This window comes from Glaciimonas sp. PAMC28666, assembly GCF_016917355.1.
Taxonomy (GTDB): Bacteria; Pseudomonadota; Gammaproteobacteria; order Burkholderiales; family Burkholderiaceae_D; genus Glaciimonas.
In genome coordinates this window covers 4,694,806-4,720,814 of sequence record NZ_CP070304.1, presented here as the reverse complement: position 1 = coordinate 4,720,814, position 26,009 = coordinate 4,694,806, and the positions used below count along the sequence as shown (strand labels likewise).

22 protein-coding genes are annotated in these 26,009 nt (G+C 52.8%); 20 read left to right on the top strand and 2 right to left on the bottom strand.

All coding sequences use genetic code 11. The features are described from left to right. Positions 1-145: 145 nt before the first annotated feature. Positions 146-2,380 carry an NADP-dependent isocitrate dehydrogenase gene (locus tag JQN73_RS20300; RefSeq protein ID WP_205320729.1) on the top strand — a complete coding sequence of 745 codons (2,235 nt, stop codon included), beginning with the start codon at positions 146-148 and terminating at the stop codon, positions 2,378-2,380. Positions 2,381-2,589: 209 nt separating this feature from the next. On the opposite strand, the gene JQN73_RS20295 is transcribed toward JQN73_RS20300, so the two are convergent. Together JQN73_RS20295 and JQN73_RS20290 are read right to left on the bottom strand one after the other, a co-directional pair. After that, positions 2,590-3,102: a cytochrome b gene (locus JQN73_RS20295; protein ID WP_370551377.1), complete on the bottom strand. Its 513-nt coding sequence runs from the start codon at positions 3,100-3,102 to the stop codon at positions 2,590-2,592. A gap of 182 nt (positions 3,103-3,284) precedes the next feature. Further along, positions 3,285-4,178 carry a helix-turn-helix domain-containing protein gene (locus JQN73_RS20290; RefSeq protein WP_205320728.1) on the bottom strand — a complete coding sequence of 298 codons (894 nt, stop codon included), beginning with the start codon at positions 4,176-4,178 and terminating at the stop codon, positions 3,285-3,287. A 129-nt stretch (positions 4,179-4,307) separates the two neighbouring features. Here JQN73_RS20290 and JQN73_RS20285 point away from each other — a divergent pair, with 129 nt between their 5' ends. The 19 genes from JQN73_RS20285 (at position 4,308) to JQN73_RS20195 (ending at position 25,998) form a co-directional block, all read left to right on the top strand. Next, a complete protein-coding gene (locus tag JQN73_RS20285; RefSeq protein ID WP_205320727.1) occupies positions 4,308-5,480 on the top strand; it encodes a 4-hydroxybenzoate 3-monooxygenase in 1,173 nt (390 codons plus the stop codon). A gap of 202 nt (positions 5,481-5,682) precedes the next feature. Beyond that, on the top strand, positions 5,683-7,065 hold the full coding sequence (locus JQN73_RS20280) for an MFS transporter (RefSeq protein WP_205320726.1): 1,383 nt from the start codon (positions 5,683-5,685) through the stop codon (positions 7,063-7,065). A gap of 375 nt (positions 7,066-7,440) precedes the next feature. Then, entirely contained in the window at positions 7,441-9,753 is a 2,313-nt protein-coding gene (locus JQN73_RS20275; protein WP_205320725.1) for a phosphoesterase, read from the top strand. Positions 9,754-9,874: 121 nt separating this feature from the next. Then, positions 9,875-11,230 (top strand): cytochrome-c peroxidase, encoded by a 1,356-nt coding sequence (locus JQN73_RS20270; protein WP_240162341.1) that lies wholly within the window; start codon positions 9,875-9,877, stop codon positions 11,228-11,230. Positions 11,231-11,263: 33 nt separating this feature from the next. Continuing rightward, on the top strand, positions 11,264-11,920 hold the full coding sequence (locus tag JQN73_RS20265) for a hypothetical protein (RefSeq protein ID WP_205320724.1): 657 nt from the start codon (positions 11,264-11,266) through the stop codon (positions 11,918-11,920). Between the two features lie 78 nt (positions 11,921-11,998). Then, complete coding sequence (locus tag JQN73_RS20260) at positions 11,999-12,904, top strand: 2OG-Fe(II) oxygenase (protein WP_205320723.1); 906 nt, start codon at positions 11,999-12,001, stop codon at positions 12,902-12,904. A 98-nt stretch (positions 12,905-13,002) separates the two neighbouring features. After that, positions 13,003-13,461, top strand: a complete 459-nt coding sequence (gspG, locus tag JQN73_RS20255; protein ID WP_205320722.1) for a type II secretion system major pseudopilin GspG — start codon at positions 13,003-13,005, stop codon at positions 13,459-13,461. Next, a complete protein-coding gene (locus tag JQN73_RS20250) occupies positions 13,461-13,961 on the top strand; it encodes a GspH/FimT family pseudopilin (protein ID WP_240162340.1) in 501 nt (166 codons plus the stop codon). The genes gspG and JQN73_RS20250 overlap by 1 nt, the downstream gene beginning before the upstream one ends. Next, the gene (gene gspI / locus JQN73_RS20245; protein WP_240162339.1) at positions 13,962-14,372 is read left to right on the top strand and encodes a type II secretion system minor pseudopilin GspI; all 411 of its coding nucleotides are present in this window, start codon (positions 13,962-13,964) and stop codon (positions 14,370-14,372) included. It begins immediately after the preceding gene. Continuing rightward, on the top strand, positions 14,362-15,033 hold the full coding sequence (locus JQN73_RS20240; protein ID WP_205320721.1) for a type II secretion system protein J: 672 nt from the start codon (positions 14,362-14,364) through the stop codon (positions 15,031-15,033). Before gspI ends, JQN73_RS20240 begins: the two co-directional genes overlap by 11 nt. A gap of 2 nt (positions 15,034-15,035) precedes the next feature. Continuing rightward, on the top strand, positions 15,036-16,046 hold the full coding sequence (gene gspK, locus JQN73_RS20235; protein WP_205320720.1) for a type II secretion system minor pseudopilin GspK: 1,011 nt from the start codon (positions 15,036-15,038) through the stop codon (positions 16,044-16,046). Positions 16,047-16,064: 18 nt separating this feature from the next. Beyond that, positions 16,065-17,369 (top strand): type II secretion system protein GspL, encoded by a 1,305-nt coding sequence (gene gspL, locus JQN73_RS20230; RefSeq protein WP_205320719.1) that lies wholly within the window; start codon positions 16,065-16,067, stop codon positions 17,367-17,369. Further along, a complete protein-coding gene (gspM, locus tag JQN73_RS20225) occupies positions 17,366-17,887 on the top strand; it encodes a type II secretion system protein GspM (RefSeq protein WP_205320718.1) in 522 nt (173 codons plus the stop codon). The genes gspL and gspM overlap by 4 nt, the downstream gene beginning before the upstream one ends. After that, a complete protein-coding gene (locus JQN73_RS20220; RefSeq protein ID WP_205320717.1) occupies positions 17,880-18,710 on the top strand; it encodes a type II secretion system protein N in 831 nt (276 codons plus the stop codon). The genes gspM and JQN73_RS20220 overlap by 8 nt, the downstream gene beginning before the upstream one ends. After that, a complete protein-coding gene (gene gspD / locus JQN73_RS20215) occupies positions 18,707-20,959 on the top strand; it encodes a type II secretion system secretin GspD (RefSeq protein ID WP_205320716.1) in 2,253 nt (750 codons plus the stop codon). Before JQN73_RS20220 ends, gspD begins: the two co-directional genes overlap by 4 nt. Beyond that, positions 20,956-22,410, top strand: a complete 1,455-nt coding sequence (gene gspE, locus JQN73_RS20210) for a type II secretion system ATPase GspE (protein ID WP_205320715.1) — start codon at positions 20,956-20,958, stop codon at positions 22,408-22,410. Before gspD ends, gspE begins: the two co-directional genes overlap by 4 nt. A 43-nt stretch (positions 22,411-22,453) precedes the next feature. Beyond that, positions 22,454-23,674 (top strand): type II secretion system inner membrane protein GspF, encoded by a 1,221-nt coding sequence (gene gspF / locus JQN73_RS20205; protein WP_205320714.1) that lies wholly within the window; start codon positions 22,454-22,456, stop codon positions 23,672-23,674. Between the two features lie 55 nt (positions 23,675-23,729). Further along, on the top strand, positions 23,730-24,224 hold the full coding sequence (locus JQN73_RS20200) for a type II secretion system protein N (RefSeq protein WP_205320713.1): 495 nt from the start codon (positions 23,730-23,732) through the stop codon (positions 24,222-24,224). A gap of 451 nt (positions 24,225-24,675) precedes the next feature. Continuing rightward, the gene (locus JQN73_RS20195) at positions 24,676-25,998 is read left to right on the top strand and encodes a serine hydrolase (protein WP_205320712.1); all 1,323 of its coding nucleotides are present in this window, start codon (positions 24,676-24,678) and stop codon (positions 25,996-25,998) included. Positions 25,999-26,009: the final 11 nt, after the last annotated feature.

Here is a 26,009-nt window from a genome sequence, read left to right as displayed (position 1 = left end):
TGGCATTTCGCATTGTGAAATATTTCTCCCTGAAAGTGCATTACAGATTAATTGAGCAAGTTATCGTGAATGGCGACAGGGAGCGCCGTCCAACGAGACGGCACATCGATACATTAACAAGACACACAACGACAAGAGGATCACCGTGACTGCAGGTAAATCAACCATCATCTACACGCTTACTGACGAAGCGCCGCGCCTGGCAACTTGTTCTTTCCTACCTATCATCAGGACATTTACCGCGCCCGCCGCTATCGACATCGTCAAGAGCGACGTCTCGGTTTCCGCACGGATTCTTGCAGAATTTCCAGATTGCCTGACCGCAGACCAGAAAGTGCCAGACAATTTGGGCGAATTGGGTCGCCTCACTCAGGAGCCGGATACCAATATTATCAAGCTGCCTAACATTAGCGCTTCGGTCCCTCAGTTGGTTGCTGCTATCCGGGAACTACAGGGAAAAGGCTACGCCATTCCCGATTTCCCTGAAGATCCGAAGACCGATGAAGAGAAATCGATTCTCAAGCGGTATTCAAAGGCCTTGGGAAGCGCGGTCAATCCGGTATTGCGCGAAGGAAACTCGGACCGTCGCGCGCCTGCTGCCGTCAAACGTTACGCACGCAAGAATCCGCACTCCATGTCTAAATGGAGCCCGGCATCCCGCACCCATGTTTCACATATGCACGGTGGCGATTTCTATGCCAGCGAAAAGTGCCTGACGCTGGACAAGGCATGTGACGTCAAAATGGAACTCGTCACCAAGAGCGGTGAGATCATTGTATTGAAAAGCAAAGTATCGCTACTCAAGGGCGAAATCATTGACAGCATGTTCATGAGCAAGAAGGCGCTGTGCAAGTTCTACGAAGAGCAGATGGAAGACGCCCTCGAAACCGGCGTCATGTTCTCGCTTCACGTTAAAGCAACAATGATGAAAATCTCGCATCCGATCGTTTTCGGCCATGCGGTGAAGATTTTCTACAAAGACGCTTTTGCCAAGCATGAAAAGTTATTCGAAGAGCTCGGCGTCAACGCCAACAACGGTCTCAGCAGTGTCTATGACAAGATCGCGACATTGCCGGAATCGAAACGAGATGAAGTCATACTCGATTTGCATGCCTGTCACGAACATCGTCCAGAACTGGCCATGGTTGATTCAGCCAAAGGCATCTCCAATTTGCACGCACCTAACGACGTGATCGTGGACGCTTCGATGCCTGCCATGATTCGTCTTGGCGGCAAGATGTGGGGCGCAGATGGCCGTCCAAAAGACACCAAGGCTGTGATTCCGGAAAGCACGTTTGCCCGGATCTATCAGGAGATGATTAACTTCTGCAAAACTAACGGCGCTTTTGATCCGACTACGATGGGCACGGTGCCGAACGTTGGCCTGATGGCGCAAAAAGCGGAAGAATATGGTTCGCATGACAAAACCTTCGAAGTGCCTGGCGATGGCGTAGCGCGCATTGTCGATTCTGAGGGCAACGTATTGTTAGAGCAAAATGTGGAAGAGGGCGATATCTGGCGTATGTGTCAGGTCAAGGATGAACCGATCCGTGACTGGGTAAAATTAGCGGTAACACGCGCCCGGCTATCCGGCATGCCAGCGGTTTTTTGGCTGGACGAGTACCGCCCACACGAAGCCGAATTGATCAAGAAGGTCAAAACTTACCTGAAAGAATACGATCTTTCGGGCCTCGATATTCAGATCATGTCTCAGGTTCGCGCCATGCGATACACCCTGGAACGTGTCATCCGCGGCAAGGACACCATCTCGGTGACCGGTAACATTCTCCGCGATTATCTGACCGATTTGTTCCCGATTATGGAACTGGGTACCAGCGCCAAAATGCTCTCCATCGTGCCTTTGATGGCAGGTGGCGGTATGTTTGAAACTGGTGCCGGCGGTTCTGCCCCGAAGCACGTCAAGCAACTGGTCGAGGAAAATCACCTGCGCTGGGATTCGTTAGGCGAATTCCTGGCACTGGCTGTTTCTCTGGAAGATGTCGGCATCAAAACCGACAACAATAAAGCTAAAATCCTGGCCAAAACGCTCGATGACGCCACCGGAAAATTGCTCGATAACAATAAATCGCCATCACCACGGACCGGTGAACTCGACAATCGCGGCAGCCAATTCTATCTGGCGATGTATTGGGCTCAAGCATTGGCGCAGCAGACCGAAGATGCGCAATTGCAAGCGCATTTTGCCCCGTTAGCCAAGTCCCTCACGGACAACGAGGAAAAAATCGCAGCTGAGTTCAAGGCGGTGCAAGGCAAACCGGTGGATATCGGTGGTTACTTCCTGATTGATCTTGACAAGATCAAAGCGGTCATGCGGCCTAGCGCGACGTTTAATGCTGCGTTGAAAGCTGCACAAGCCTGAACTTAGGTTACGTAAGTAAATAGGGTAATCCGGGTCTGCGCCGTGATGGTTGCAGATCCGTTACCGGCTTGTTATTTTTGACGGCCGTTGGCCGTTGGCCGTCGGCGTTCGCAGGAGACGTTCGTCTCCGCATCGTTTTTTGTATTAATCTTCCTTTTTATTTTATTTCGCCTGCAGGGGAACGCGATCAACGTTCATCTCTCGCGTTATTAGCGAATCATTCTGCCCATCACCTGGTCTTTTAAAACGAAGCGGTGAAATAATGCAGCAGAGACGTGCAAAACAATTAGCGCGAAAAGTACCCAGGCCATAACACCATGCACGTCTCCCATTGAATGCCCCAGAGGTGAACCTTTGGCTGTCAGCGCAGGCAAGGGAATTATATTTAAAATCCGCACGACCCAACCGCGAGATGAGGCGTTTGCCCATCCTAGAAGCGGTGTGACAACCAGCGCAGCATACAAAAGAAAGTGGGTTGCTCCCGATAGAAAACGAAGCAGGGGTGTCAATCTACTTGGGGGTGGTGAATGGGTTAAACGCCAAACCACGCGAATGAAAATGACGAGGATCAATGCTCCGCCAACGAAGAGATGCCACCAGATGCCGCCCTCAACTTTGGTATTGCGATCGACATCGTCCATGAGCCATCCGATGACAAATTGCGCCGAGATCAAAAGTACCGTTAGCCAGTGCAGCGCACGAGCGACGCCATCGTATGACAATTTTTGCTCGAATTGTGTATTTATCAAAGTACCTCCTGTGTATTCATTTTTTTCGCAGATGCGCGTTGCGCAAATAATACTTGCTGCGCTTTATTATTGGCAAAAAAAGTTAGCTGAAAGATAGGGCGGTAAGATGCAATTAAAGGGGCACCCGTCAACGGCTAATCTTGATACTGTCTTCATCAGGGTTCTGCCGATACACTTTGCTGTCTGAATTGTTTGGGCGTCATCCCGGTGTGACGTTTGAACGCGCGGCTAAAATATGCCGGGTCCTGAAATCCGAGTTCATAAGCGATACTCGATACGCTGGCTGGCACATAGGTTAACTTGCGTCGCGCCTCCAGCATCAGACGGTGCTGTGCCATATCGAAGGCCGTTTTTCCGCCCAATTTAAGGCATAACCGGTTTAGGCGAATCTCAGCGATATGCAGCTGATGGGCATACTGCGCTACGCTCCATTGTTCTTGATAATGGGCTTCGACCAGCGCCCGAAAGCGACTGAACGTTTCGAAGCTATCTCGTCCGCTGATGTTAGCGCTGCGATAATCTGTGTGCTGGCGTAATAACAGCAGTAAGACGCTGCGTGCCAGCCAGTCCAGCATTAATGCGTGACCGTCCAGCGGACGGGCGAACTCAGCCATTAAATGCCCTAGCAATGACTCTATGCGCTGGCGTATTTCGGGTGCTGCGGACAAGTCAATTGCGAGGGGTTCCAAAAACAGGTCGGAAAAAATGTCGTCATGTTGTGTTGCCTTCGTACCGAACAGGAGACTTTGATCCATGGTTAACACAAAGCCATGCGCTTCTTTCGAAAACTCGAATCCATGCACCACCGAGGGATGAATGGTGATGACGGTCGGACCCGTGCAATCCCAAGTGGCGCTATCGATCCGGGCTTTGACCTGCCCTCCCAGCAAAAACACTATCTGGAATAATCCTTGATGGGTGTGACTGGCGATGTGCCAGTCGTACATACGACTGCGCGTCTCAATCAATTCGATATGCAGGAATTCAGCAGAATTGATTGGGGCGAGTTCGCCGTAAAGCGTGAACTGCGGGATGTCGGGCGTTCTCATGACGCTTTCCGTATTGGTGGTCTCTGTCAAAATAGTACAAGAAATTGACGGTTTCATCCATTTTTTATTGATCAAGCTTGGACTACGATAGATGTCATTAAAAGAATAGTACCAAAATGGAGAATCCACATGAAAACTCAGGTCATCATCGTCGGAGCCGGTCCTGCCGGATTATTGTTGTCACATTTACTGCATTTGCAGGGCATTGAATCGGTCGTCCTGGAATCGCGCACCCGGGCTGACATCGAATCCACCATTCGCGCCGGAGTGCTGGAACAAGGCACGATGGACATATTGAGCGAAGCTGGTGTAGGTGCTCGAATGCGCAGCGAAGGTGCGCTGCATCACGGCATTGAACTAGCGTTCGGCGGCAAACGCCACCGCATTGATTTGAACGAACTCACCGGTCGTGCTATCACCGTTTATGCGCAGCACGAAGTGATCAAGGATCTGGTCGCGGCGCGCATCGCTGCCGCGGGACAACTCTTGTTCGAAGTCAGCGCTGTCAGCCTGCATGATATTGACAGTAAGCAACCCTCAGTGCGTTTTACCCATGGCGGTGAATCGCAGCAATTAACTGCCGATTTCGTGATTGGTTGTGATGGTTTTCATGGTATTGCACGCCCAACTATTCCAGAACCACTGCGGCGCGACTATCAACGTATCTATCCCTTCGGTTGGTTCGGTATTTTGGTCGAGTCCGCTCCCTCATCGGAGGAGCTGATCTACGCGCAGCATGAACGTGGCTTTGCGCTGGTCAGCACGCGCTCCCCCACGGTCCAGCGACATTATTTTCAATGCGATCCGAAAGACGAAGTGGCCAACTGGTCCGACGATCGAATTTGGTCGGAAATGCATACGCGACTCGAAAGTAGCGATGGCTGGAAGTTGAAAGAAGGAAAAATCTTTCAAAAGAATATCATCGGCATGCGCAGCTTTGTCTCGACCCCGATGCAATATGGCCGTCTTTTTCTGGCCGGTGACGCTGCACACATCGTGCCTCCGACTGGTGCCAAAGGAATGAATCTGGCGGTAGCCGATGTACGTTTGCTGTCGATCGCGCTGGAGGCATTTTACAAAAAGGGCCAGGAAGAACGGTTATCCACCTATACAGAGGACGCGCTTAAACGTGTTTGGAGAGCCGAGCATTTCTCCTGGTGGATGACTAGCCTGCTGCATCGGTTTGATGACGCCTCGCCATTTCAGCAGGAGTTGCAACGTGCCGAGTTGGACTATCTGGTCAGTTCAAGAGCTGCGGCAACGGTTTTGGCTGAAAATTATGTCGGATTACCATTCGCATAAAAGCGCTAAGAAACTCCGAATCGCGGCCAAAGGAGGGTTAATATTAAGACAGCATGCATCGACGTAGTGCATGCATTAATCATCAATCATTCGGTCGCTGTTCCTCGATTCATTCCTTGGAATGGATAGCAATTGCGGTACCGGTTTTGCACTGACAATAGGCATATCAATGCCAAAATTTAATAATAATAGGAGACACTTCATGCACCAGAACAACGCCCTCTCTGAAAAGGGTGCAACACCGCCGGCAGTAGCCGGTTCCAACGCGCAAAGCGTTAATGTCCAGGACTTTCTTAACCAGCACCCGTTCTCGCGGTTTCAATGGTTAATCTTTGCATTGTGTTTTATCGTCGTTTTATTGGATGGCTTCGATACCGCCGCGATTGGGTTCATCGCTCCATCGCTGCTGAAAGAGTGGGGCATGACAAGACCAGATCTTGCACCGGTTTTAAGCGCGGCGTTATTTGGCCTGGCGGCCGGTGCGTTGATTGCCGGACCGCTGGCTGATCGAATGGGCCGCAAGCTGGTATTGAGCATCTCGGTTCTTTTGTTCGGCGTGGCTTGTACGTGGTCATCGTTTGCTCCGAATTTGGGACAACTCACTGCTTTGCGCTTCCTGACCGGATTAGGACTTGGTGCCGCCATGCCGAGCGCAGTCACACTAATGAGTGAATACTGCCCTGATCAACGCCGTTCAACTCTCACCAACGCCATGTTTTGTGGCTTTCCTCTCGGTGCTGCATGTGGTGGTTTTCTCGCTGCCTGGATGATTCCCCAGTGGGGCTGGCGCAGTGTGTTGCTCGCTGGTGGTATAGCACCTTTGCTGCTGGCCGTGATGATGCTGTATTTTTTGCCCGAGTCAGTACGCTACATGGTCGCAAAGGGCCAACCTGCTGCACGCATACGTGCTGCTCTCAGCCGCGTATCCGCAACCTTGGGCGATGCCCGATCGTTCATCATGAGCGAAAAGAACATCACCGGCAACGCCAGAAGCGGTGCCAGTGTGGTGCTCTCGCGTCCTTACATCACCGGTTCTGTGATGCTTTGGTTGACCTACTTCATGGGCCTGGTGATTTTCTACGCGCTCATCAACTGGATGCCGCTGTTGCTGAAAGATGCGGGATTGGCACCGAAGACGGCTACGCTGGTTTCCGCCTTGTTTCCATTAGGTGGCGTAGGTGCCATATTGTGCGGGTGGCTGATGGATCGATTCAATGCTAACCGCGTGATCGCCGTGTGCTATGCGCTAACCGCAGTCTGCATCTACGCGATTGGTCAGGTCACCGGTAATGTGGGCGCCCTGATGTTAGTCGTGTTTGTAGGCGGAACATTGATGAATACCGCACAGTCATCGATGCCGGCCCTTGCTGCAGCATTTTATCCGACGCAGGGACGCGCGACCGGCGTTGCATGGATGTTGGGTTTGGGACGTTTCGGGGGAATCGCTGGCTCGTTTCTGGTGGCTGAACTGGCGCGCCGTCAGTTTGGAATTGGCGGTATTTTTTCGATTCTGGCTGTCGCCGGCTTGATTGCCGCAGCCGCTCTGTTAGTCAAACAATCCGCGCAGAGTAAAAACACGAAATAGGCTTTATTTCAAGTGGGCCTGTATGGCTAACTTTGGCGCACGTTGGCTTACTTCGGCTCACTTGTTATTGACATCAACCTCTGGCCAACATGGCCACCAGTACGTTCCCGTCCCATTCAACAACCTGGGAGCGTGCTGCGATAGGTTGCTCTTGCTTCACATCACATCACATCACATCAAGCATCCCCTGATTCGCCAATGTCGATATCCCAGGCACGCTATGTGTGCGGCTGTAATATTTGAAAAATCGGATTCAAGCTTAAACACAACAAAAAAGTAGATGTCATAAAACGTTCATAAATCTCCCATTTAGAACTGTCAGAATGCGCTTCGTTCAGTTATTGGAACCGCAACTGCATTCTTAAGGGAGTACATATGATAGTGGTAAAACGAAATGTATTTAATTTATCTTTATCTGTATTGGCAGTGGCCTCCGTGCTCACTGGCTGCGGCAATGGCGGTAATAGCGTCAGCAGTGGGACCATACAAATGGGCGGCGTCGTCACCGCTAGTGCATTCAAGCCGGGGAGTACTACGGACCCGACGATACTGGCGGGATATTATCAGGGCGCGATGGTGTGCGTCGACGCCAATAACAATGGAAAGTGTGATCCGGGCGAAAATCCAGTACTGACTGACGCAACAGGACATTTCAGTTTAAAAAGCGCATCGGTCCAACCCGTTTTAGTTGATACCGGAACTACTGCCATCAATACCGCGACCGGGGCGAAGGTCCTCACGCGGACGGTATTCCGGGCGACAATTGACCAGGTGAACGAACAAGGCAGCGCGATAGTGGTCGGGCCGCTATCCTCGGAAGTAGCGCGCCAGATGGAAGCCAATAGCAGTACCTATGCCGCCGAGAAGCAAAATCTGGCGACGCGTTTAGGTGTGCCCGTCACTAGCATCCTAAGCGATGTCAATACAGCCTCCGGCGTGACGCAAAAAATAATGATCAGCGAATCAAATGCGCTGTCCAATCGTTTTGCTTTCGCGATTACCAAGCTGGATCGAGGTGATTTGTTTCCCGACGCTTTAGCAGTGCCAGGCGGCGATCCTCGGCTCAAAGGTCTCGCTAACGTGACGGCGGCAACGGCCACGGTGACGGACACCCGTTCGCCGATTACATTCCTTCAATCGCAGCAAGCCGCCTTTAACGTCGAAGGCATCCCGCGTTATGACCATATCTTTATCGTCATGCTGGAAAACAAAGCATCGTCGTCGATTCTGAATTCGGCCTTCGCACCAAAAATCAACGGTTATTTGAAAGCCGGTAATCAGCTCACGACCTACTATGCAACAGGTAACCCAAGCGAACCGAACTACACGGCGCTGGGCGGGGCAGACGATTTTGGTATTACCGATGACAACCAATGGAACTGTGCGGCGACCGGTCCCAATGCCCCGCAAGACTTGCCATTGCCAGATAACACGCAGCCAGGACTGGCGAAGTCACCATTTATAGCGAATCCGGTTGCGCCGACCAATTGTGCCACAGGCGGAGCCTCGCATAACATCGTGGGCCGGCCCAACCTGTTCAACGCACTGACTGCGGCCGGATTAACATGGCGCACCTATAGCGAATCGATGAATCCGGGACAAGATTTCCGTATCGACAGCGTGGCTGATCCTGCCGTTATTGCAGCGGATAATATCTATGCGCCAGGCACCTTGGGTGGAAACGCTGCGACAGTTGGCACCGCAGGGCTTAATCTGCCATTGCCAGCACAACTGTATCGCACCAAACATCACCCCGGCATGGCTTATCAGAACGTTCGCAGCGCCCCTGAGTTCCTTTACAGTAATCGTACGCTGGGTGGCGGTCAGTGGGATGCAGCATTGAAAAACAGCCTGGATTACACCATTCCAGCCGGCTACAATTTTGATCAACTGAGTTCCGATCTGGTCAGCGGCAATATTGGTACATTGAACTTTCTGGTTCCGGATCAATGCGATGACATGCATGGCATTACCGTCAAAGGCACCGTCGGCTCCAATCCGGCGTTGGTAACGGCCAGCGACTGTAGCAGCGTCGCCAACAATGTGGCAGTTGCGACGGGCGGGGCGATCATCACCCGTGGCGATAATTATGTCGACGCAGTGGTCAAAAAAATCGAGGCATCGCCGATCTGGCAAAACCCGCAAAAACGGGTCGCCATCGTGTTGATGTTTGACGAAGGCAGTGCTACCGCAGGTTTCAACTCTTGCTGTGGCTGGAATCCCGCCAACAGCACGGTCGCCAACCCGTTACGACAAAACTCCGACGGTTCATGGTCGGTTGACAGTACGGTAAGTGCCTACACCAAGGGCAATCGCGGTCACGGAGAAAGTATTTTCGGTATTTTGACAAACCAGATCAATGCACCGACGGGCATTGTCGATAACGACGCCTATAGCCACTTTTCCTTTGTTCGCACCTTGCAGGATATGTTCCAGCTGGCAGATCCTGCGGTGGATGCTTCATACATGAACCGTTCGAAGTATTCAGAAAAATTTGTCTCCGCGAATATTCTGAATTTGCCGGAATACGCAGGCAGCGCCGATACCCACTTCGACTCTGTGCGTCCGATCAACCACGCGTTTATTGCTCCGGCAAGCTATACGGCGAAACAGTCGTCCGATGTGAGTATAGCGGCGCAAGTCGGTCCAGATGCAACCCAGACTAACGTCTGGGCCATAAAGAAATAACCACCTGCCCTGAAGTGCACCCCACTTCAGGGTAATTTTTATTGGTGCGAGCATCGTAAAAGTGAATCTTTTTCTTATCTCTTTTATGTCATTCCGCGGTGTTTTTTTGATTGAAAGAAGCATGCTTTTCCGATTAAATATTTCCTTATTTGCTGCTTCCATAGCACTCAGCTTAGCTGGTTGCAGCGGCGGTGATAGCGCCACCGCCACCGTCACCGCGTTAGTTGCACCCGTACCTCCCGCGACCACACTGAGTCTGGCGGCGCAGGTAGGAAAACAAATGTTTTTTGATGAGACTTTATCCGGTTCCAGAAAAATGTCGTGCGCCACTTGCCACGATCCAAAGTTTGCTTACGGGCCGCCAAACGATCTGGCGGTGCAATTGGGAGGCTCCACTCTGACCGAATCCGGCGACAGAGCTGTTCCATCATTGCGGTATAAAGAATACACCCCGGCTTACGCAGACCTGCTGGACAATCCCGATGGCATTAGCGTGCCCGGTCCAGGTGGTGGATTTACGTGGGATGGCCGCGCTAACTCCTTAGCAGATCAGGCCAAAATTCCATTACTGGACCCGCATGAAATGGCGAACACCAGTCCCGCCAATGTGGTTGCGAAAATTCAGGTATCCACCTACGCGCCATTATTTCAGCAGGCGTTTGGAGGCACGGTGTTTGCCGATCCCGCCGCCGCATTTAATGCGGCAGTGGCAGCGCTTCAGGCCTTCCAGCTGGAAGACGTCAGTTTTCATCCCTATAACAGCAAATTTGACCTCTACGCCGGCAACAAGATCGGCGGCACGCTGACCGCAGCCGAAACGCGTGGACTGAAATTATTTTCAGATCCTGCGACCGGCAATTGCGCGTCTTGCCATTATCAAGGCGCGGGACTGGGCGGTAGCTCGGCGTTATTTACTGATTTTTCGTATGAGGCGATTAGCGTACCGCGCAATCTGGCTATTCCAGCCAACAATAATCCCCTGTATTACGACATGGGTATATGTGGCCCCATAAGGAGCGACCATGTCCCGACCAGCGCCAACGCCAAAGATGCATTCTGCGGCATGTTCAAGGCACCGACAATCCGTAACGTCACCAACCGTAAAAGTTTCTTTCACAATGGCGTCATGCACTCATTGCAGCAGGTCATTCAGTTTTACAACACCCGCGACACGATGCCGGAACTCTGGTACCCGACGATTGGCGGAGTTGCAAAGACAGTCAACGACGTGAACTTTCCAACTTATGGATTAATCCAGACGCAGTACGTTGGTGGCACAGTACAGAAATATAACGACTTACCGGCAGCCTATCTAGCGAATATCGACACGCAATTGCCGCTTGATGGTCGCGCAGCGGGAAGTGCACCACCGATGTCGGATAACGATATTGCGGATCTAATCTGCTTTCTCGGCACCCTCAACGATGACTATGTTGCCACCAAAACGCCACCGATTTCCGGCTCCTGCGTGAACTAGTTACACCTCACTTTTATTTAGTTATAGCCCATTATGAAAAAAACGATTATCGCCGCAGCGTGTTTGCTCTTTGTTGTGCTCTCTGTTGCTGGATGTAGCACAAAGTCAGACGCGAATCTGGACAATTTTACCGTCGGAATGAATGACTATCTGGCAAAAAAAGGTGACTTGTGCCTGGCCAAATACTCTTGGCCGATAGACGTAACGCCGCAGGAAAATGCCGCAGGCGGAAGAAACGCGTTGCAAATGCCGGTATTGGAAAAAGTCGGGTTACTGCGGTCTACGATGACAGAGGTTGCCCAAAAAGATGCCGAAACGGGTGCCAGAACGGGTGTCATGTTGACCGTCAAACGGTACGAACTTAACGCAGCGGGGAAGAAATATTACGTGACCAAAGAGATGCGGAGTCCGACATCCGACGGCAGTATTCTGGTCCACCAAGGTGACTTTTGCGCGGCTAAACTTACCCTGGACAAAGTTGTTGGATGGGAGCTAAGCAAGTCTGATAAGGGCGCACAAGAAGCCCTGGTCACCTACACCTACAAAATCGACGCCGCACCTTGGACCAGGGATGCCGAGGTACAAAAGGTATTTCCGATGGTAGCCCGCATTGTGACCGGTGCAGGAACCATGCAACTGCAAGAAAGCTTCCACAAAACGGACAAAGGATGGGTTGCGGCGAACTTATAGCGCCAATCACCCAGCTCCCAGCCTGCATCTGTACTCGCAGCTAACGCACTGTAATCGTAATGGTTCAATTGACTTCCAATGAGCACTGTCATCCGTTTTTCACCTGGTTTAAGCACCTGGATTTTGCATAATTTGCAGCAGGGTTGCGACCCCATGGCGCTTATCCAGCAAATGCAGGCGCAACAGATGACCACACCGGTGGCATCGGCGATTGTTGCAGCGTTTGTAGACGCATATCGATCTGGTCGGCCGGTGCCCATCGACCAGATCGAATTCGACGAGCAAGCACCAGCGTATGTAGTTGAAAAGCCGATTTTACGGCCAGGAACTTCATTCCAGACTACCGACCGCCTAATGCGCATCGCAGCGAGAGCCGAACGTCCCATGCTGGCTGTGCTGGAAGGGGTACTTAGCGCAGACGAATGTGACGAGTTGATCGCGCTGGCCAAGCCCCGGCTCACACGATCAACCTTTGTCGACCCGCAGACTGGAATGAACGTTGTGAGCGGACAACGCAGCAGTTTCGGGATGTTCTTCCGATTGCAGGAAAATGATTTCATCGCACGCCTTGATCGACGTATTTCGGAAGTAATGAACCTGCCTTTGGAAAATGGAGAAGGGTTGCAAATTTTGTTCTATCCGACGGGGGCTCAAAGCGCGCCGCATTTTGATTTTCTGGTGCCGTCCAATGTAGCAAATAGAGATTCGCTGGCAAGGAGCGGTCAGCGCGTCAGCACCATGGTGACGTATCTGAACAATGTTGCATCCGGCGGCGAAACAATCTTTCCAGAAGTGGGATACCGGGTTTCACCGTTGCGCGGCAATGCTGTCTATTTTGAGTATTGCAACAGTTTGCAGCAACTTGATCATGCTTCGCTGCATGCCAGCAGCATCGTTGAATCTGGAGAGAAATGGGTCGCTACGAAGTGGATGCGACAGCGCCGTTTCATTTCTGCGGATGAAGCCGGACGCGCGTCAATGTAGCGCCATTTTTGGCTCACTGATTATCAGAAAACTGTGAGTTTTCCTCTGCAAAGTATCAGAACTAGCTATGCGATCTAACCGTTTCGACAAGGATTTACATGTGTAATACCCAGTTTCCCGGCACTCAGCGTCGTTATACGGCCACGGCTCAGCGCGGGTTCACGCTGATCGAAATCATGGTCGTGGTGGTCATCATGGGAATATTGGCAGCGCTGATCGTTCCCAAATTGATGGGGCGGACCGACGACGCCCGCGTGATGGCGGCGCGGCAGGACATTGCCACATTGATGCAAGCGCTGAAAATATACAAACTCGATACACGCCGCTATCCGACTACTGAACAAGGATTACAGGCGCTGGTAGTGAAACCAGCCACCGCCGCGGATGGATGGAAAACCGGCGGTTATATCGACAAGGTGCCGAAAGACCCTTGGGGCAGTCCTTACTTATACCTATCGCCGGGAATCAAGGGCGAGATTGATGTATTTACCTACGGTGCCGATGGACAGCCGGGTGGCGACGGTAACGACGCAGATATCGGCTCGTGGGATCTTTAATGGCGCTGGTAGCATATCGTCGTTTCCACAGCATGAGACGGTCTCAGGGCTTCACATTGCTGGAGTTGCTGATTGTTGTTGTCATCGCCGGTATCACCTTGGGAGCAGTGTCATTGAGCGCTTTCAATAATGATCGCCAAGCTCTGCAGAACGACGCACAGCGGATTGCCTTGCTGCTTCAATTGACCCGTGACGAAGCGATACTGCGCAATCGTCCCACTGCCTTCGAGGCTGACGCTAGCGGCTACCGGTTTCTGATAAGCGCGCCCACTGGCTGGCAGGAACTTGACAAAAATGACATATTGCGCCCCCGCAAATTTGCGCGATTTCCCCTTCATTTGTCGATCACTCCTGTACGGGTTGATGCTGGAACCCCAGATCTCTTACGAATACCATTTGGTCGTGAACCGATCGACAAACCTTTTGTTCTGACTTTTGATGCCGGTGACGCCATGGTGGCGGTTCACTCCGATGGCCTTGGTCACTTTTGGACCGAATAGATGATCGTTGTCCCGATGCAAACCACCAAAAAATTTGAAGTGATCCGATGTGCAGCAGGCTTTACCTTGCTGGAAGTCCTGGTAGCGCTTGTCATCGTTGGCACCGCTCTGGGTGCCAGTTTACGTGCAGTGGGAAGCCTGGCCAAAAATAGCAGTGGCTTACGCGCAACGATGATGGCCACCTGGTCGGCCGAAAACCGATTGACGCAAATCCGCCTTTCCCATACATGGCTACCGATCGGCGATAGCGCATTCGGCTGTCCGCAAGGAACGTTGCAACTGGTCTGCCAAGAACATGTTCTATCAACGCCGAATCCCTACTTTCGGCGCGTGGAGGTGTCGGTGTTCGATGCCGCCGACCCGCAGCGGCAAATCGTCAAACTGACCCAGGTGGTGCCGAATGCTTCCTGAGTTTGCTATTCGACGCATCGTTAACAAACGCCCATCCGGTGGTTTCACACTGGTGGAAATGATTGTCGCCATCAGCATACTTGCGTTGGTAGCCGTGCTTGGATGGCGCGGTCTTGACGGTATCGTCAGGGCACGGGTTGCGCTCACCAACGCGCTGGCGCAAACGCGCAGCATGCAGCTGACTTTTGCGCAAATGCAAAGTGACAGCGCGCAGCTTGCACCGGCTACGCTGATCGGAGCTCGGCCAGCTCTGGCCGCAACGTCCAATGGAGTGGCGATGATTCGAATGGTGTTTCTCGACCAACAGCCAACGCAGATTGAAGTGGTCAGCTACCGTTTACAAAACGGTGTACTGACAAGGCAAGAATCTGTGCCAACCCGCGATCTGGCCGCACTGGACGCGACCTGGCAGGCGGCGGTCAATGAAATCGATATCGGTACCGCCGATACGCAACCCGTGGCGGTTCAATCTGATATTGCATCCATGCGCATTCGTGTCTGGGACCAGGTTCTCCAGAACTGGAGGCTTGCTGGCGCAGTGACGCCGGGCCGCACGCAATATGCCGCAGCCTCGATTAACTGGACCGGCCTGGAGATCGCGCTTCAATTACGCGGCCAGGAGGGTCTTGTGGTGAAAGCATTTTTCCTCGGTGCTGCTTGAAAATGCCGTTTATTCAGTCAGCGCGGCCTCTGCCATCATCGCGGCAAGAAGGCGTCGCGATCATCACAGCGTTATTGATCACCGCACTCGCGGTCACCATCGTATCGAGCTTGTTCTGGCAGCAACAAGTACAAGTCCGCTCAATCGAGAACCAGCGGTTGCAGTTACAAAAAGAATGGGTTTTACGTGGCGCGCTTGACTGGGCGGGAGCCATTTTGCGCGGTGATGCAAACCGGTCAAGCAATGTTGATTATCTCGGTCAGCCCTGGTCCATTCCATTGGCCGAAACCAGACTCAACAACTACCTCGACGAAAATCAAACCAGCGGCAGCAGCGAAGACAATGAGGCGGGAGAGGTCACGCTATCCGGTCAGATTATCGATGCGCAGTCGCGTTATAACCTGACCAACCTGGGAAGCGGCGGCCTAGTGAATCCGGTTGAACTGGCGACTTTCGGGCGCCTGTTGACGACCTTACATTTACCACCTGATCTCGCCAGTGCGGTCGCCACGGCGGTAGCTAATTCCGTTGCAGCGGTACAGTCATCAAAGCCGCAGGTAACGCCAGCGGTCAACACCGGCAACTCGACTGACATCATCAGCGCTCCACTTATCTATATAGACGATTTGCTGGCAGTGCCCGGAATAAGCCCTGAGATGATCAGGAGTTTGCGCAATTTTGTAGTGGTGTTGCCGATAGTCACGCCGGTCAACCTGAATACTGCCTCGGCCGAAGTGCTGGCAGCATGTTTCGATGGTTTGACTTCAGCCGATGCTGCATCGTTGATCTCCAGTCGCACGATTGCCTATTTTCGCGATGCCGCAGATTTTTCTACCAGGCTACCCGGAAACAAGAACATTTCCGCGACCAGCAATGCGGAGCCAGTCGCATTTTCGACCAACTTTTTTTTGGTGAATGGCAATGTCCGGATGGGCCGTGCGACCAGTAACACTCTGTCGCTGATCAAGCGCGTATCGAATCACAGTGCCGTATTGTGGACTAAAGAAGAATAGAAAAATGGGTGAGACGTTTTGAGTATTTTATTGATCCGACTTCCTTCACGGGCGATATGCGACAACGCCCTCTCATTGTTGACGCCTCCCTGCTTGCATGCGCTGGTATCTGAGCAAGGTGAGCTGATGGAGCAGGGATGCGCGCCCTTATCGGATCTGGGCGCATTGATCGTGCAGTCGGAACAGGTGGTGTTGCTGCTTGCCGCCGTTGATGTCACCTTGCTGCGAATGCAAGTCCCGCCGTTATCCGCGGCCAGATTAAAAGCGGCGCTACCGCACCTCGTGGAGGACCACATACTGATCGCTCCTGACGATTGCATCATTGTCGCCGCCTCAGAAAAAAATACGGCACAAGATAAGCTGAGTAATCTGCGGCAAATTGCCGTGGTTCAGCGCGTCTGGCTGGAGTCTCTGGTGAAGACCTTTACCGCATTGGGCGCACGGGCCATACAAGCATTGCCTGCACAGCTTTGTCTGCCATGGCGCGAGGATGGCGTGGTTGCGGTAGTCGCCGAACACGGTGTGGAACACGTTGTGGAGCACGGTATCCAACTTGATCTGGCGCTGCGTTTATCCGAGCACCAAGGCTTCGGTTGGTCCACTCGGACCATGCAAGAACAATCCACGCCGTCAGACGTCGTGGAAGAACTGCGCGTAGTGGTGCCGCAACTGCCCATCACACTCTATGTCCCAGCATCTGGCTATGCGCTTTACTCCGCACTTGATGTTTCCGATGTGACGGTGCTGCCGGACGACTGGTCGCATTGGGCGAGGGCAGTGCGCGAGATGCGCCGCAATCGCGGTCTTGACCTTGTTGCTGGCTTGAATCTGGGCAGTTCCACGGTCAACTGGAAAAATTGGCGGTGGACAGCGGCGCTGGCAGCCGGTTTCTTGCTAGTGAATATGGTGGCTCTTAATGTTGCGTGGTGGAACCTGCGCAGCGAGGCTGACCTTCTACGCTCCGGGATGATTCATCGTTATCGCAGCGCCTATCCGCGTGAAAGCGTCGTCGTCGATCCTATTGCCCAGACCCGTCAAAAAATTGCATTTGCTGAAAAGCAGGCGGGCCACCTTAACGCCGACGACTTCCTCGCGTTAGTGACGCAATTCGGCAGCGCATGGGCGCGCCTGCCTGAAATGCACTCGACCAAAAAAGATGCTATTGCAGGACTGGAATATCGGGATCGTCATCTTTTCGTCAGATTTAAGCCATCCGCAAACGTTGAAGCCTACCGCGCGCCACTTAAGGAGATCCTGCAGTCCGCGCAGTTAAAACTGACGCAGTCCGAAGCCAGTGTCTGGCAGATAGAGAGCATTAAATGAGCGCGTTGATAACGGCATTCGACCAGTTCACAGATAAGGTCGGCTCACCATTTAGACAATTCTGGCAACTAAGACAACCGCGCGAACGCACCGTCTTGCGTTATGGCGCTGCGATACTCTCAGCGGTCCTTTTTTATCTGCTTTTGATCGCGCCCGCGGTTAGCGGACGCACCCGCCTTGAGAAAATTTTACCTTTATTGCGGCAACAATCAGCCGAGCTCCAGTCGTTAATTTCGCGCGCGGCAACATTTTCGGATCATCCCGTAGCCATGCGCTTGCCACTCAACCAGGCGACCATCGAAAGCGCATTGTTGAAGAAGAATTTGATCGCAAAAAGTATTGTTATCGGCGGCGATAACGCCACGGTGCAATTCTCAGGCGTCACCTTTTCCGGATTGTTGGACTGGCTAGATGAGATGCAAAAAACCGCGCACTGGGAGGTGATCGACATCAACATCAATGCGCAGGTCGATACGGTGACCGCAGTTGTAACGCTGAGACAGCAACAACATGAGTAACTTCCATCGCACTTTTTGCTGGATCGGCGCAGCGCTGTTGAGCATGCTGATCACGACGATGGTCTTTTTGCCTGCGGCGTGGTTAGCCCCTTTGATGGAACGGACCACGGCCGGTCGCTTTGTGTTAGGCGATACGCAAGGCACGCTATGGAGCGGGTCGGCGGTGATTGGTGTTCCAATGCATGACGCCGCCGATGGCAACACGATCATGCCGCTAATACCGGGGCGCATGGTCTGGCGCTTTTCACCAGGCGTTCTATTCGGGCGTATCGCGATGAGCATCGACAATTCGCTTGTGCTTTCCCAGCCGATCCACGTCCGCGGTAATTGGCGGGCATGGGGCATCACGGCCGCCAGCCTATCTATGCCAGCGCGACAATTGGTGGCGTTGGGCGCGCCGTGGAATACATTACAGCCCTCCGGCCAGATAACATTTTCCTGGCAACCATTGCACATTGCCAAAGCTGAAAGAGACCCGAATGGCATGGACATAAACGGTGAGATGTCCGTGGAATTGGCGGCATTAGCTTCCCCGTTGTCACAGGTCAAGCCGCTAGGTAGCTATCGTTTGCAGTTCAGCTGGGAGCGGCAACATGCGGCGCTGACCCTCACCACACTTGACTCTTTCACCGCTGCCACCGCACCGAGTAATGCCATGTTGTTAGAAGGGAAGGGAACGTTGGAGAACGGTCATTTACAGTTCGCAGGAACCGCGCAAGCAGCAGAGGGCCAGGAAAATAAGTTAGCAGGAGTATTAAGTTTTCTGGGCCAGCCTAGCCGAATAAACGGCAAAAATGTCATCGAATTAGCATTCAAATCATGAAACTTAAATTGTTCAAGCCGTCTTCTGTCGTACCTTCGTCGTTAAAGCCGCCCAAGTGGGGTGCCGCAAGTCGTATTAGCGTTACCGTTATCTGTTTGCTGACGCTGCCCTTTGCATCGATAGTCAATGCCGCCGCTGTAGCAGACAATCAAAATGGCCAGGCAGTCATGAACTTCGTGGGCGCGGATATCGAGTCGGTCATTAAAGCGGTGGGTCAATATACGGCGACCACATTCATTATCGATCCCCGGGTTAAAGGAACGATCAATCTGGCATCGGAACAGGCCTTATCCAAAACCCAGGCGTTTGATCTATTGGCAGCGACGTTGCGCTTGCAAGGTTATGCGTTGGTCCGTGGTGACGGATTTGTGAAGGTGGTACCCGAAGCGGATGCCAAGTTACAACTATCGCCGCTACAAGGACGTCCAGTGAGAGGCGATCAGATAGCGACGCAAATTTTTCCGCTGAACTATGAGTCGGCGCTAAATATCTTGCCTGTGCTGCGACCGTTGATCTCTCCTAACAACACAATCAATGCCAACCCCGGTAACAACACCTTGATTGTTACCGACTACGCGGAGAATTTACAACGACTCGGCAAAATGATCGCCGCAATGGACGTCCCAGCGGTGAGCGACCTGGACGTGATACCGATACGTTACGCGGTTGCCAGCGACATAGCCGTCATGGCGGGAAAGTTGCTGGACACAGGACCAAGCGCCCCTGGTGGCAACGACAGCAGCAGAGTCGTTATTCTGGCCGATTCCCGCACCAATTCTGTCATCCTTCGCGCGCCGTCCAGCGGCCGTGCCAATCTCGCTAAATCGCTCATCGCAAAACTGGATCAGCCGACGACGCAAGCGGGCGACGTCCACGTGGTCTATCTCAAAAACGCAGACGCCACCAAACTGGCACGCACTTTGCGCTCAATTGTGTCGTCGGACACCTCATCATTGACGGCTACTGCGGCGTCTTCACCCGGTGCAGCAGCCAGCGCGGGAAGCATGCTGCAAAACTCCGGAGGTGGCGCAGCGGTTGCGACAAGCGGCGCAGCCGCCATACAACCTTCGGCGCAAAGCTCCACGGGCAACGGCGCTGGATTTATCCAGGCTGACGACACCACCAATACGCTCATCATCACTGCCAGCGAGCCGGTTTACCGAGACCTTCGCGGCGTTATCGACCAACTCGACACGCGCCGGGCGCAAGTCTACGTCGAGGCGCTCATCGTGGAAGTAACCGATGCGCAAACAGCACGTCTTGGCGTTCAGTGGCTCGGTTTGAGTGGAAACTCCTCAAGCACCTACCGAGTCGGTGGCGGCACCAGTTTCGGCACCAACGGCGACAATATCGTCAATCAGGCGCTCTCGCTGAGCGCAAGTAGCTCCACAGCTTTACCACCCAGCAATGGTTTAACGATCGGCATATTTCGGCAAATTGCCGGAAAAATTGGCTTAGGTGCGCTGGCAACCGCTTTGGACGGCAAGGATGGTAGTAGCGTACTGTCGATGCCTAACCTGCTGACGCTCGATAACGAAGAAGCCAAAATCATCGTCGGCCAAAACGTCCCTTTTATTACCGGATCATACGTACCGAATTCAGGCGGCGCGGCCCAGAACCCGTTCCAGACAATCGAGCGTAAAGATGTGGGGGTTGGCTTGCGCGTAAAACCGCACATTTCTGAGGGCGGCACGGTCCGGATGGAAATTTCTCAAGAGGTCTCGAGCGTTGATCCGACTAGCCTGACCAATCCGGCCGGACTGACCACCAACAAAAGGTCGCTGGATACCAACGTGGTGATGAACGATGGTGAGATTATCGTTTTGGGTGGTTTGATTGGCGATAACAAATCAAACTCGGTCCAGAAAGTGCCGCTGCTGGGTGATTTGCCTTTTATCGGTAATTTCTTCAAATATCAAAGCGGTTCACGCGCCAAGACCAATTTGATGATTTTCTTGCGTCCCACCGTAATCCGTAATCAGGACCAAAGCGGCACCGTGGTGGCAGACCGCTACGATTACATGCGTCAAGGGCAGATGAGCGTGGAGCCAGGAAAAAGTCTGATGAAGGATTTTGGCACAGCGGTAGTCCCAGCCTTGCAAAACGGCGGCCCCTTTATGCATCTCCCCGCGAAGCCACAAAACTTGCCAGGCATTCCGTTGTCGGAGGCGATAGCTTCCCCCACGTTGACCGGCAACACGACACTGGCTCCAGCGTCTGCCTCTGCAGCGATGGACCGAGCACCATGAACGAATTGAAATTGAAAGCCACGCGCTTGCTTCCTTACGCGTTCGCACGCAAATTCGGTTTATTGGCACAACACGTCGAGGGACCGCATGCTAGCCCCGATACAGCGCTTGCATTATGGGTGTCCGAGGTCACGCCACCGAGCGCGATTGCCGAAGTGAGTCGGTGTTTTGGCCATATCAAATTACGCATGATGCCTCAGATGCAGCTTGAAGAGGCTATTGCCAAAGCTTATGCTGGCGCTGGCGGCAATGCCGCACAAGTAGTCGACGAATTTGAGTCAGATCTCGATTTTGCCCGGCTAATGCAAGATCTGCCAGCGATCGAGGATCTGCTGGAATCATCCGACGATGCGCCGGTGATTCGTATGATCAACGCGCTCCTGACGCAGGCGTTACGAGAAGGCGCATCGGATATTCACATTGAGCCATTTGAACAGATTTCGGTAGTACGTTTTCGCATCGACGGCGGCTTGCGCGATGTCATCCGTCCAAAGAAAGCTGTGCATTCGTCGCTAATTTCACGCGTTAAAATTATGGCCCAACTGGATATCGCGGAAAAACGCTTGCCGCAAGATGGCCGTATTACGCTCCGCATCGGGGGCAAACCGGTAGATGTACGCGTATCCACATTGCCGACCGGGCACGGAGAGCGCGTGGTATTACGTTTGCTGGATAAAGACGCCGGACGGTTGGACTTGAAACAACTGGGAATGAGCACTACGATGCTGCCGCAGTTCGAGCGTCTGATTGCCCAGCCGCATGGCATTGTGCTGGTGACAGGACCAACCGGTTCCGGCAAAACCACGACGTTGTATGCAGCATTGTCACAGCTCAATACCAGTCAAACCAATATTTTGACCGTCGAAGATCCCATTGAATACGAACTGGCCGGGGTAGGGCAAACCCAGGTCAACGCCCGCATCGACATGAGCTTTGCCAAGGCCTTGCGCGCAATACTGCGGCAGGATCCGGATGTCATCATGATCGGGGAAATCCGTGATCTGGAAACCGCCCAAATTGCGGTACAGGCATCACTCACCGGGCATCTGGTGTTGGCAACCCTACACACCAACGATGCAGCAGCGGCCGTAACGCGTTTGCTGGATATGGGAATCGAGCCGTTCCTGTTGTCATCATCATTGTTGGGTGTCGTAGCGCAACGTCTGGTGCGTAAACTATGTACTGATTGTCGCCGTCGTGACGGCGAAACGTGGCACGCAGTGGGCTGCCAACGCTGTGGGCATACCGGGTATCACGGGCGCATTGGCGTCTACGAACTATTACTTGCCACCGATGAAATACAGTCATTGATCCACAATCGCGCTTCCGAAGCGCAGATTGAACAAGTTGCCCAACGTGACGGCATGCAACCCATGCGGCAGGACGGCAAACGCTGGCTTGAAACCGGTATCACCACGCAAGCCGAACTGTTGCGTGTAACCAAAGAATAATCAAAGAATAACCAAAGAATAAACCCAGGTGAAGTGAGATAGCATGCCAGCATTTCGTTATGAAGCAGTGAACGCCGCCGGCAATACGATTAAAGGCGTGCTCAATGCCGATAGCGCGAAAGTGGCGCGCACCGATTTACGTATGCAGGGGTTATTACCGATTGCGATGGAGCCGCTTGCGCAACAAATCGATGCCGCTGGGAAGTCGAAGCGACACCGGTTTGGTGAACGTCTGTCAACCATTGAGCTGGCCTTGTTCACACGACAGCTAGCGAGTCTGCTCGAAGCCAGCCTCCCGCTGGAGCAAGCCCTGACTGCGTTACTGGAACAGTCTGAGCGCACCTATCAGCGCGATCTGATTGCTTCGATTCGTTCGGACGTTATAGGAGGCGGTTCGCTGTCCAGCGCGCTCGCGAGCCATCCTCGCGACTTTGCTGAAATCTATTCAGCGCTGGTCGCCTCCGGCGAGCAAATCGGTCAGCTATCACGGGTTTTGTCGCGCCTTGCAGATTACATTGAGCGGCGTAATGCACTGGTGCAAAAAATCAAATTGGCGTTCACCTATCCCGCCATCGTGACAGTGGTAGCGTTCGTGATTGTGATTTTTTTGCTGACCTATGTCGTGCCACAGATAGTCGCGGTTTTTGCGAACACCAAACAAAAGCTGCCATTATTAACAGTACTGATGTTAAACACCTCTGATTTTGTACGCCGCTATGGCTTGTTTGTCGTGTTGGCGGTAGTCGCATTGTTAATGGGTGCGCGTGCCGCGCTAAAGAATCCCGCCACCAAAATCCAATGGCACACCTGGCTGCTGGGCGCGCCGTTATATGGCAAATTCGAGCGTAGTCTTAATACTGCCCGCTTTGCCAGTACCCTGGCGATTACGACCGGTTCTGGTGTGCCGATTCTGAAAGCGCTGGAAACCAGCCGCGACACGTTATCCAATCTCGCCATGCGGGATCAGGTTGATGTTGCGGCGGCCAGTGTCAGGGAAGGGGTGGGGTTGGCACGCGCGTTGGCGCTCCACAAGCACTTTCCCCCAATGTTGATTCACATGATTCGGGCAGGCGAAGTGACTGGAGAATTGCCCGCCATGCTGGACCGCGCCGCAAATGCGCAAGAGCAAGACCTCGAACGAAGGGCCATGACGATCGCCGGCTTACTGGAACCTGCACTGATTTTGGCAATGGGCGTGGTGGTCCTGTTGATCGTCCTGGCGGTGCTGATGCCAATTATTGAAATCAACCAATTGGTCCATTAATAAAAATTAACAGCAACAACCAACAACCAACAACCAACAATTCCAGAGACATCCCATGGGCATTTATTTCTATACAAACATACGACAAAGTATTCGCCGTGATACCAGACATTTAAGCGCATTGATCAATCTGGTTTTATGCATGTCGATATGTTCCAGCCTCGCGTATTGGGGCACGCAGCTTATCAGGCCAAAATCACGCATCGTAACGGCCATTCCGCAAGCGAAAGCTGCAGAGATCAGCATTTCTCAGGCAGCAGGCTTGTTTGGCGGAACAGGTGAGTTGGCGGTCACGGCCAGCAATTTTCGCCTGATGGGCGTCGTGGTAGCAAAGACTGCATCCCAAAGCGTGGTCGTGATCAGTGTTAACGGTAAGCCTCCACAGTCGCTCAGAATTGGCAAAGAAGTGCTGCCGGGAACCAACATTCGAGAAGTCCACGCGACCTATGTGGTGGTCTCGGAAGGGGGAATCCTCAAGAAGATAATCCTGCCCGAGAAGGCACAACCCTCAGCGGATTTAGTCAATAATGCACCCGTACGCTCATCGTGATCGCCCAGATTGACGAATAGTTACACGCTTTTGTACCCCCGGTAGTGCTCATTGCAGCTGGTTGCTTCACCGGTGGCAGGGCAACCGTAAGCAGAAAGTAGCCTGCGCGACATATCAGAAAATATCGAATTTCATCAGTTTTCCCATGCGTAGATGTCGTAATGTCATTGGTATGGGTAATTCGCGGCACACATAATCGATGTCATAAAATTTAAATAACAGTCGAAAATTTCCCGCACAACGCAATTGGCTCTGATGGCCGCCCACTCATTAAATGCTTATTAGCGCGAACTCTTATACTTTTTGCTTAGTCCAGGCAGGTTAAACATCGTCGATGTGGCTTCATCCGTCGTCACAGTTATGAACAAGGTCGTTTCAGTTTAGCTGAAGCCTGGTTCACGTCAACGTGCCGGCGGTGTTGATATTTCAAAAATAAAAAGGAAAAACAGGCATGAGACAACTTTCTACCAAAAATGCGATTCCATTAATATTCGCGCTGTTATTTGCTGCGAACACCGTCACGGTGCAAGCGCAAGGCCTTCCTGTGGTTGCGCCGGAAACAGTGGGACTTTCGTCGGCGAAGCTCGAAAAACTCAAATTGACCCTTCAGCACGAGGTGGATCAGGGCAAATTTCCTGGCGTAGTGATAATGATCGCGCGCAACGGGAAATTAGCGTATTCGGAAGCTATCGGCTTCCAGGATAAAGCGGCCGGAACGCCTCTTAAAAAAGACGCTATCTTCCGTATTTATTCGATGACCAAACCACTGGCGTCGGTCGGCGCGATGATGCTGGTCGAAGATGGAAAAATTCAACTCACCGATCCCATCTCAAAATTTCTTCCCGAGTTTACGAAGATGGGCGTCAGTGTTGCGCAAACCGATGCCGCTGGCGTGACAACGTACACCATCGTTCCGGCTAATCGCCCCATCACCGTGCAGGATTTGTTGCGTCACACTTCCGGTATCGCGTATGGCGAACTCACGCGCAATCCAATCATTAAAGCGGCTTACATCGACGCCGGCGTCTACGAAGAAAAAGGCACTGATTACGATCATCGAAAAGTCACCCCACAACAGGAAGTAACCGGTATCGCAAAAGCGCCACTATCTACGCAGCCAGGCAGCACCTGGGAATACAGCATGTCTGTGGATATTTTAGGACGGGTGGTCGAAGCGGCCAGCGGGAAACCCTTGGATATCTATTTGAAGGAAAGGTTATTCTCGCCTCTTAAGATGGCCGATACCGGCTTTCAGGTCCCGCAAAAAGACATTGGCCGCATCGCCCAGCCGCTTTCAATCGACCCAGCCACCGGTGCGCCAAATAAACTCCTCGATGTCACAATCGTTCCTTCCAACGCTTCCGGTGGCGCCGGTGGCGTATCCACAGCAAGCGATTACCTTCGGTTCGCGGTAATGATGCTGCAGGGCGGAGAGCTAGGTGGCAAACGCATCTTAAGCCCGACCACCGTCAGCCTGATGTCTTCGGACCATCTGGGCAGCAAGGTCGTATTGTCACCCGGCCCCGGCGAATTGCTGATGGGCGTTCCGGGCTATACCTTCGGCTTAGGTTTTATGGTACGTCAAGGCGCGGGCATGGCGGGGGTTCCAGGATCTGAAGGCGAATACATGTGGGCTGGCGCCGCAGGTACTTTCTTCTGGATTGATCCGAAGCAAAATCTGGCAGTAGTGACGATGATGCAATCACCAGGCCCTAGTCGTCCGGGCTATCGCCGCATGATTAAGCAATTGGTGTACGCAGCGATCAACAAGTAAGCGCGTACAGG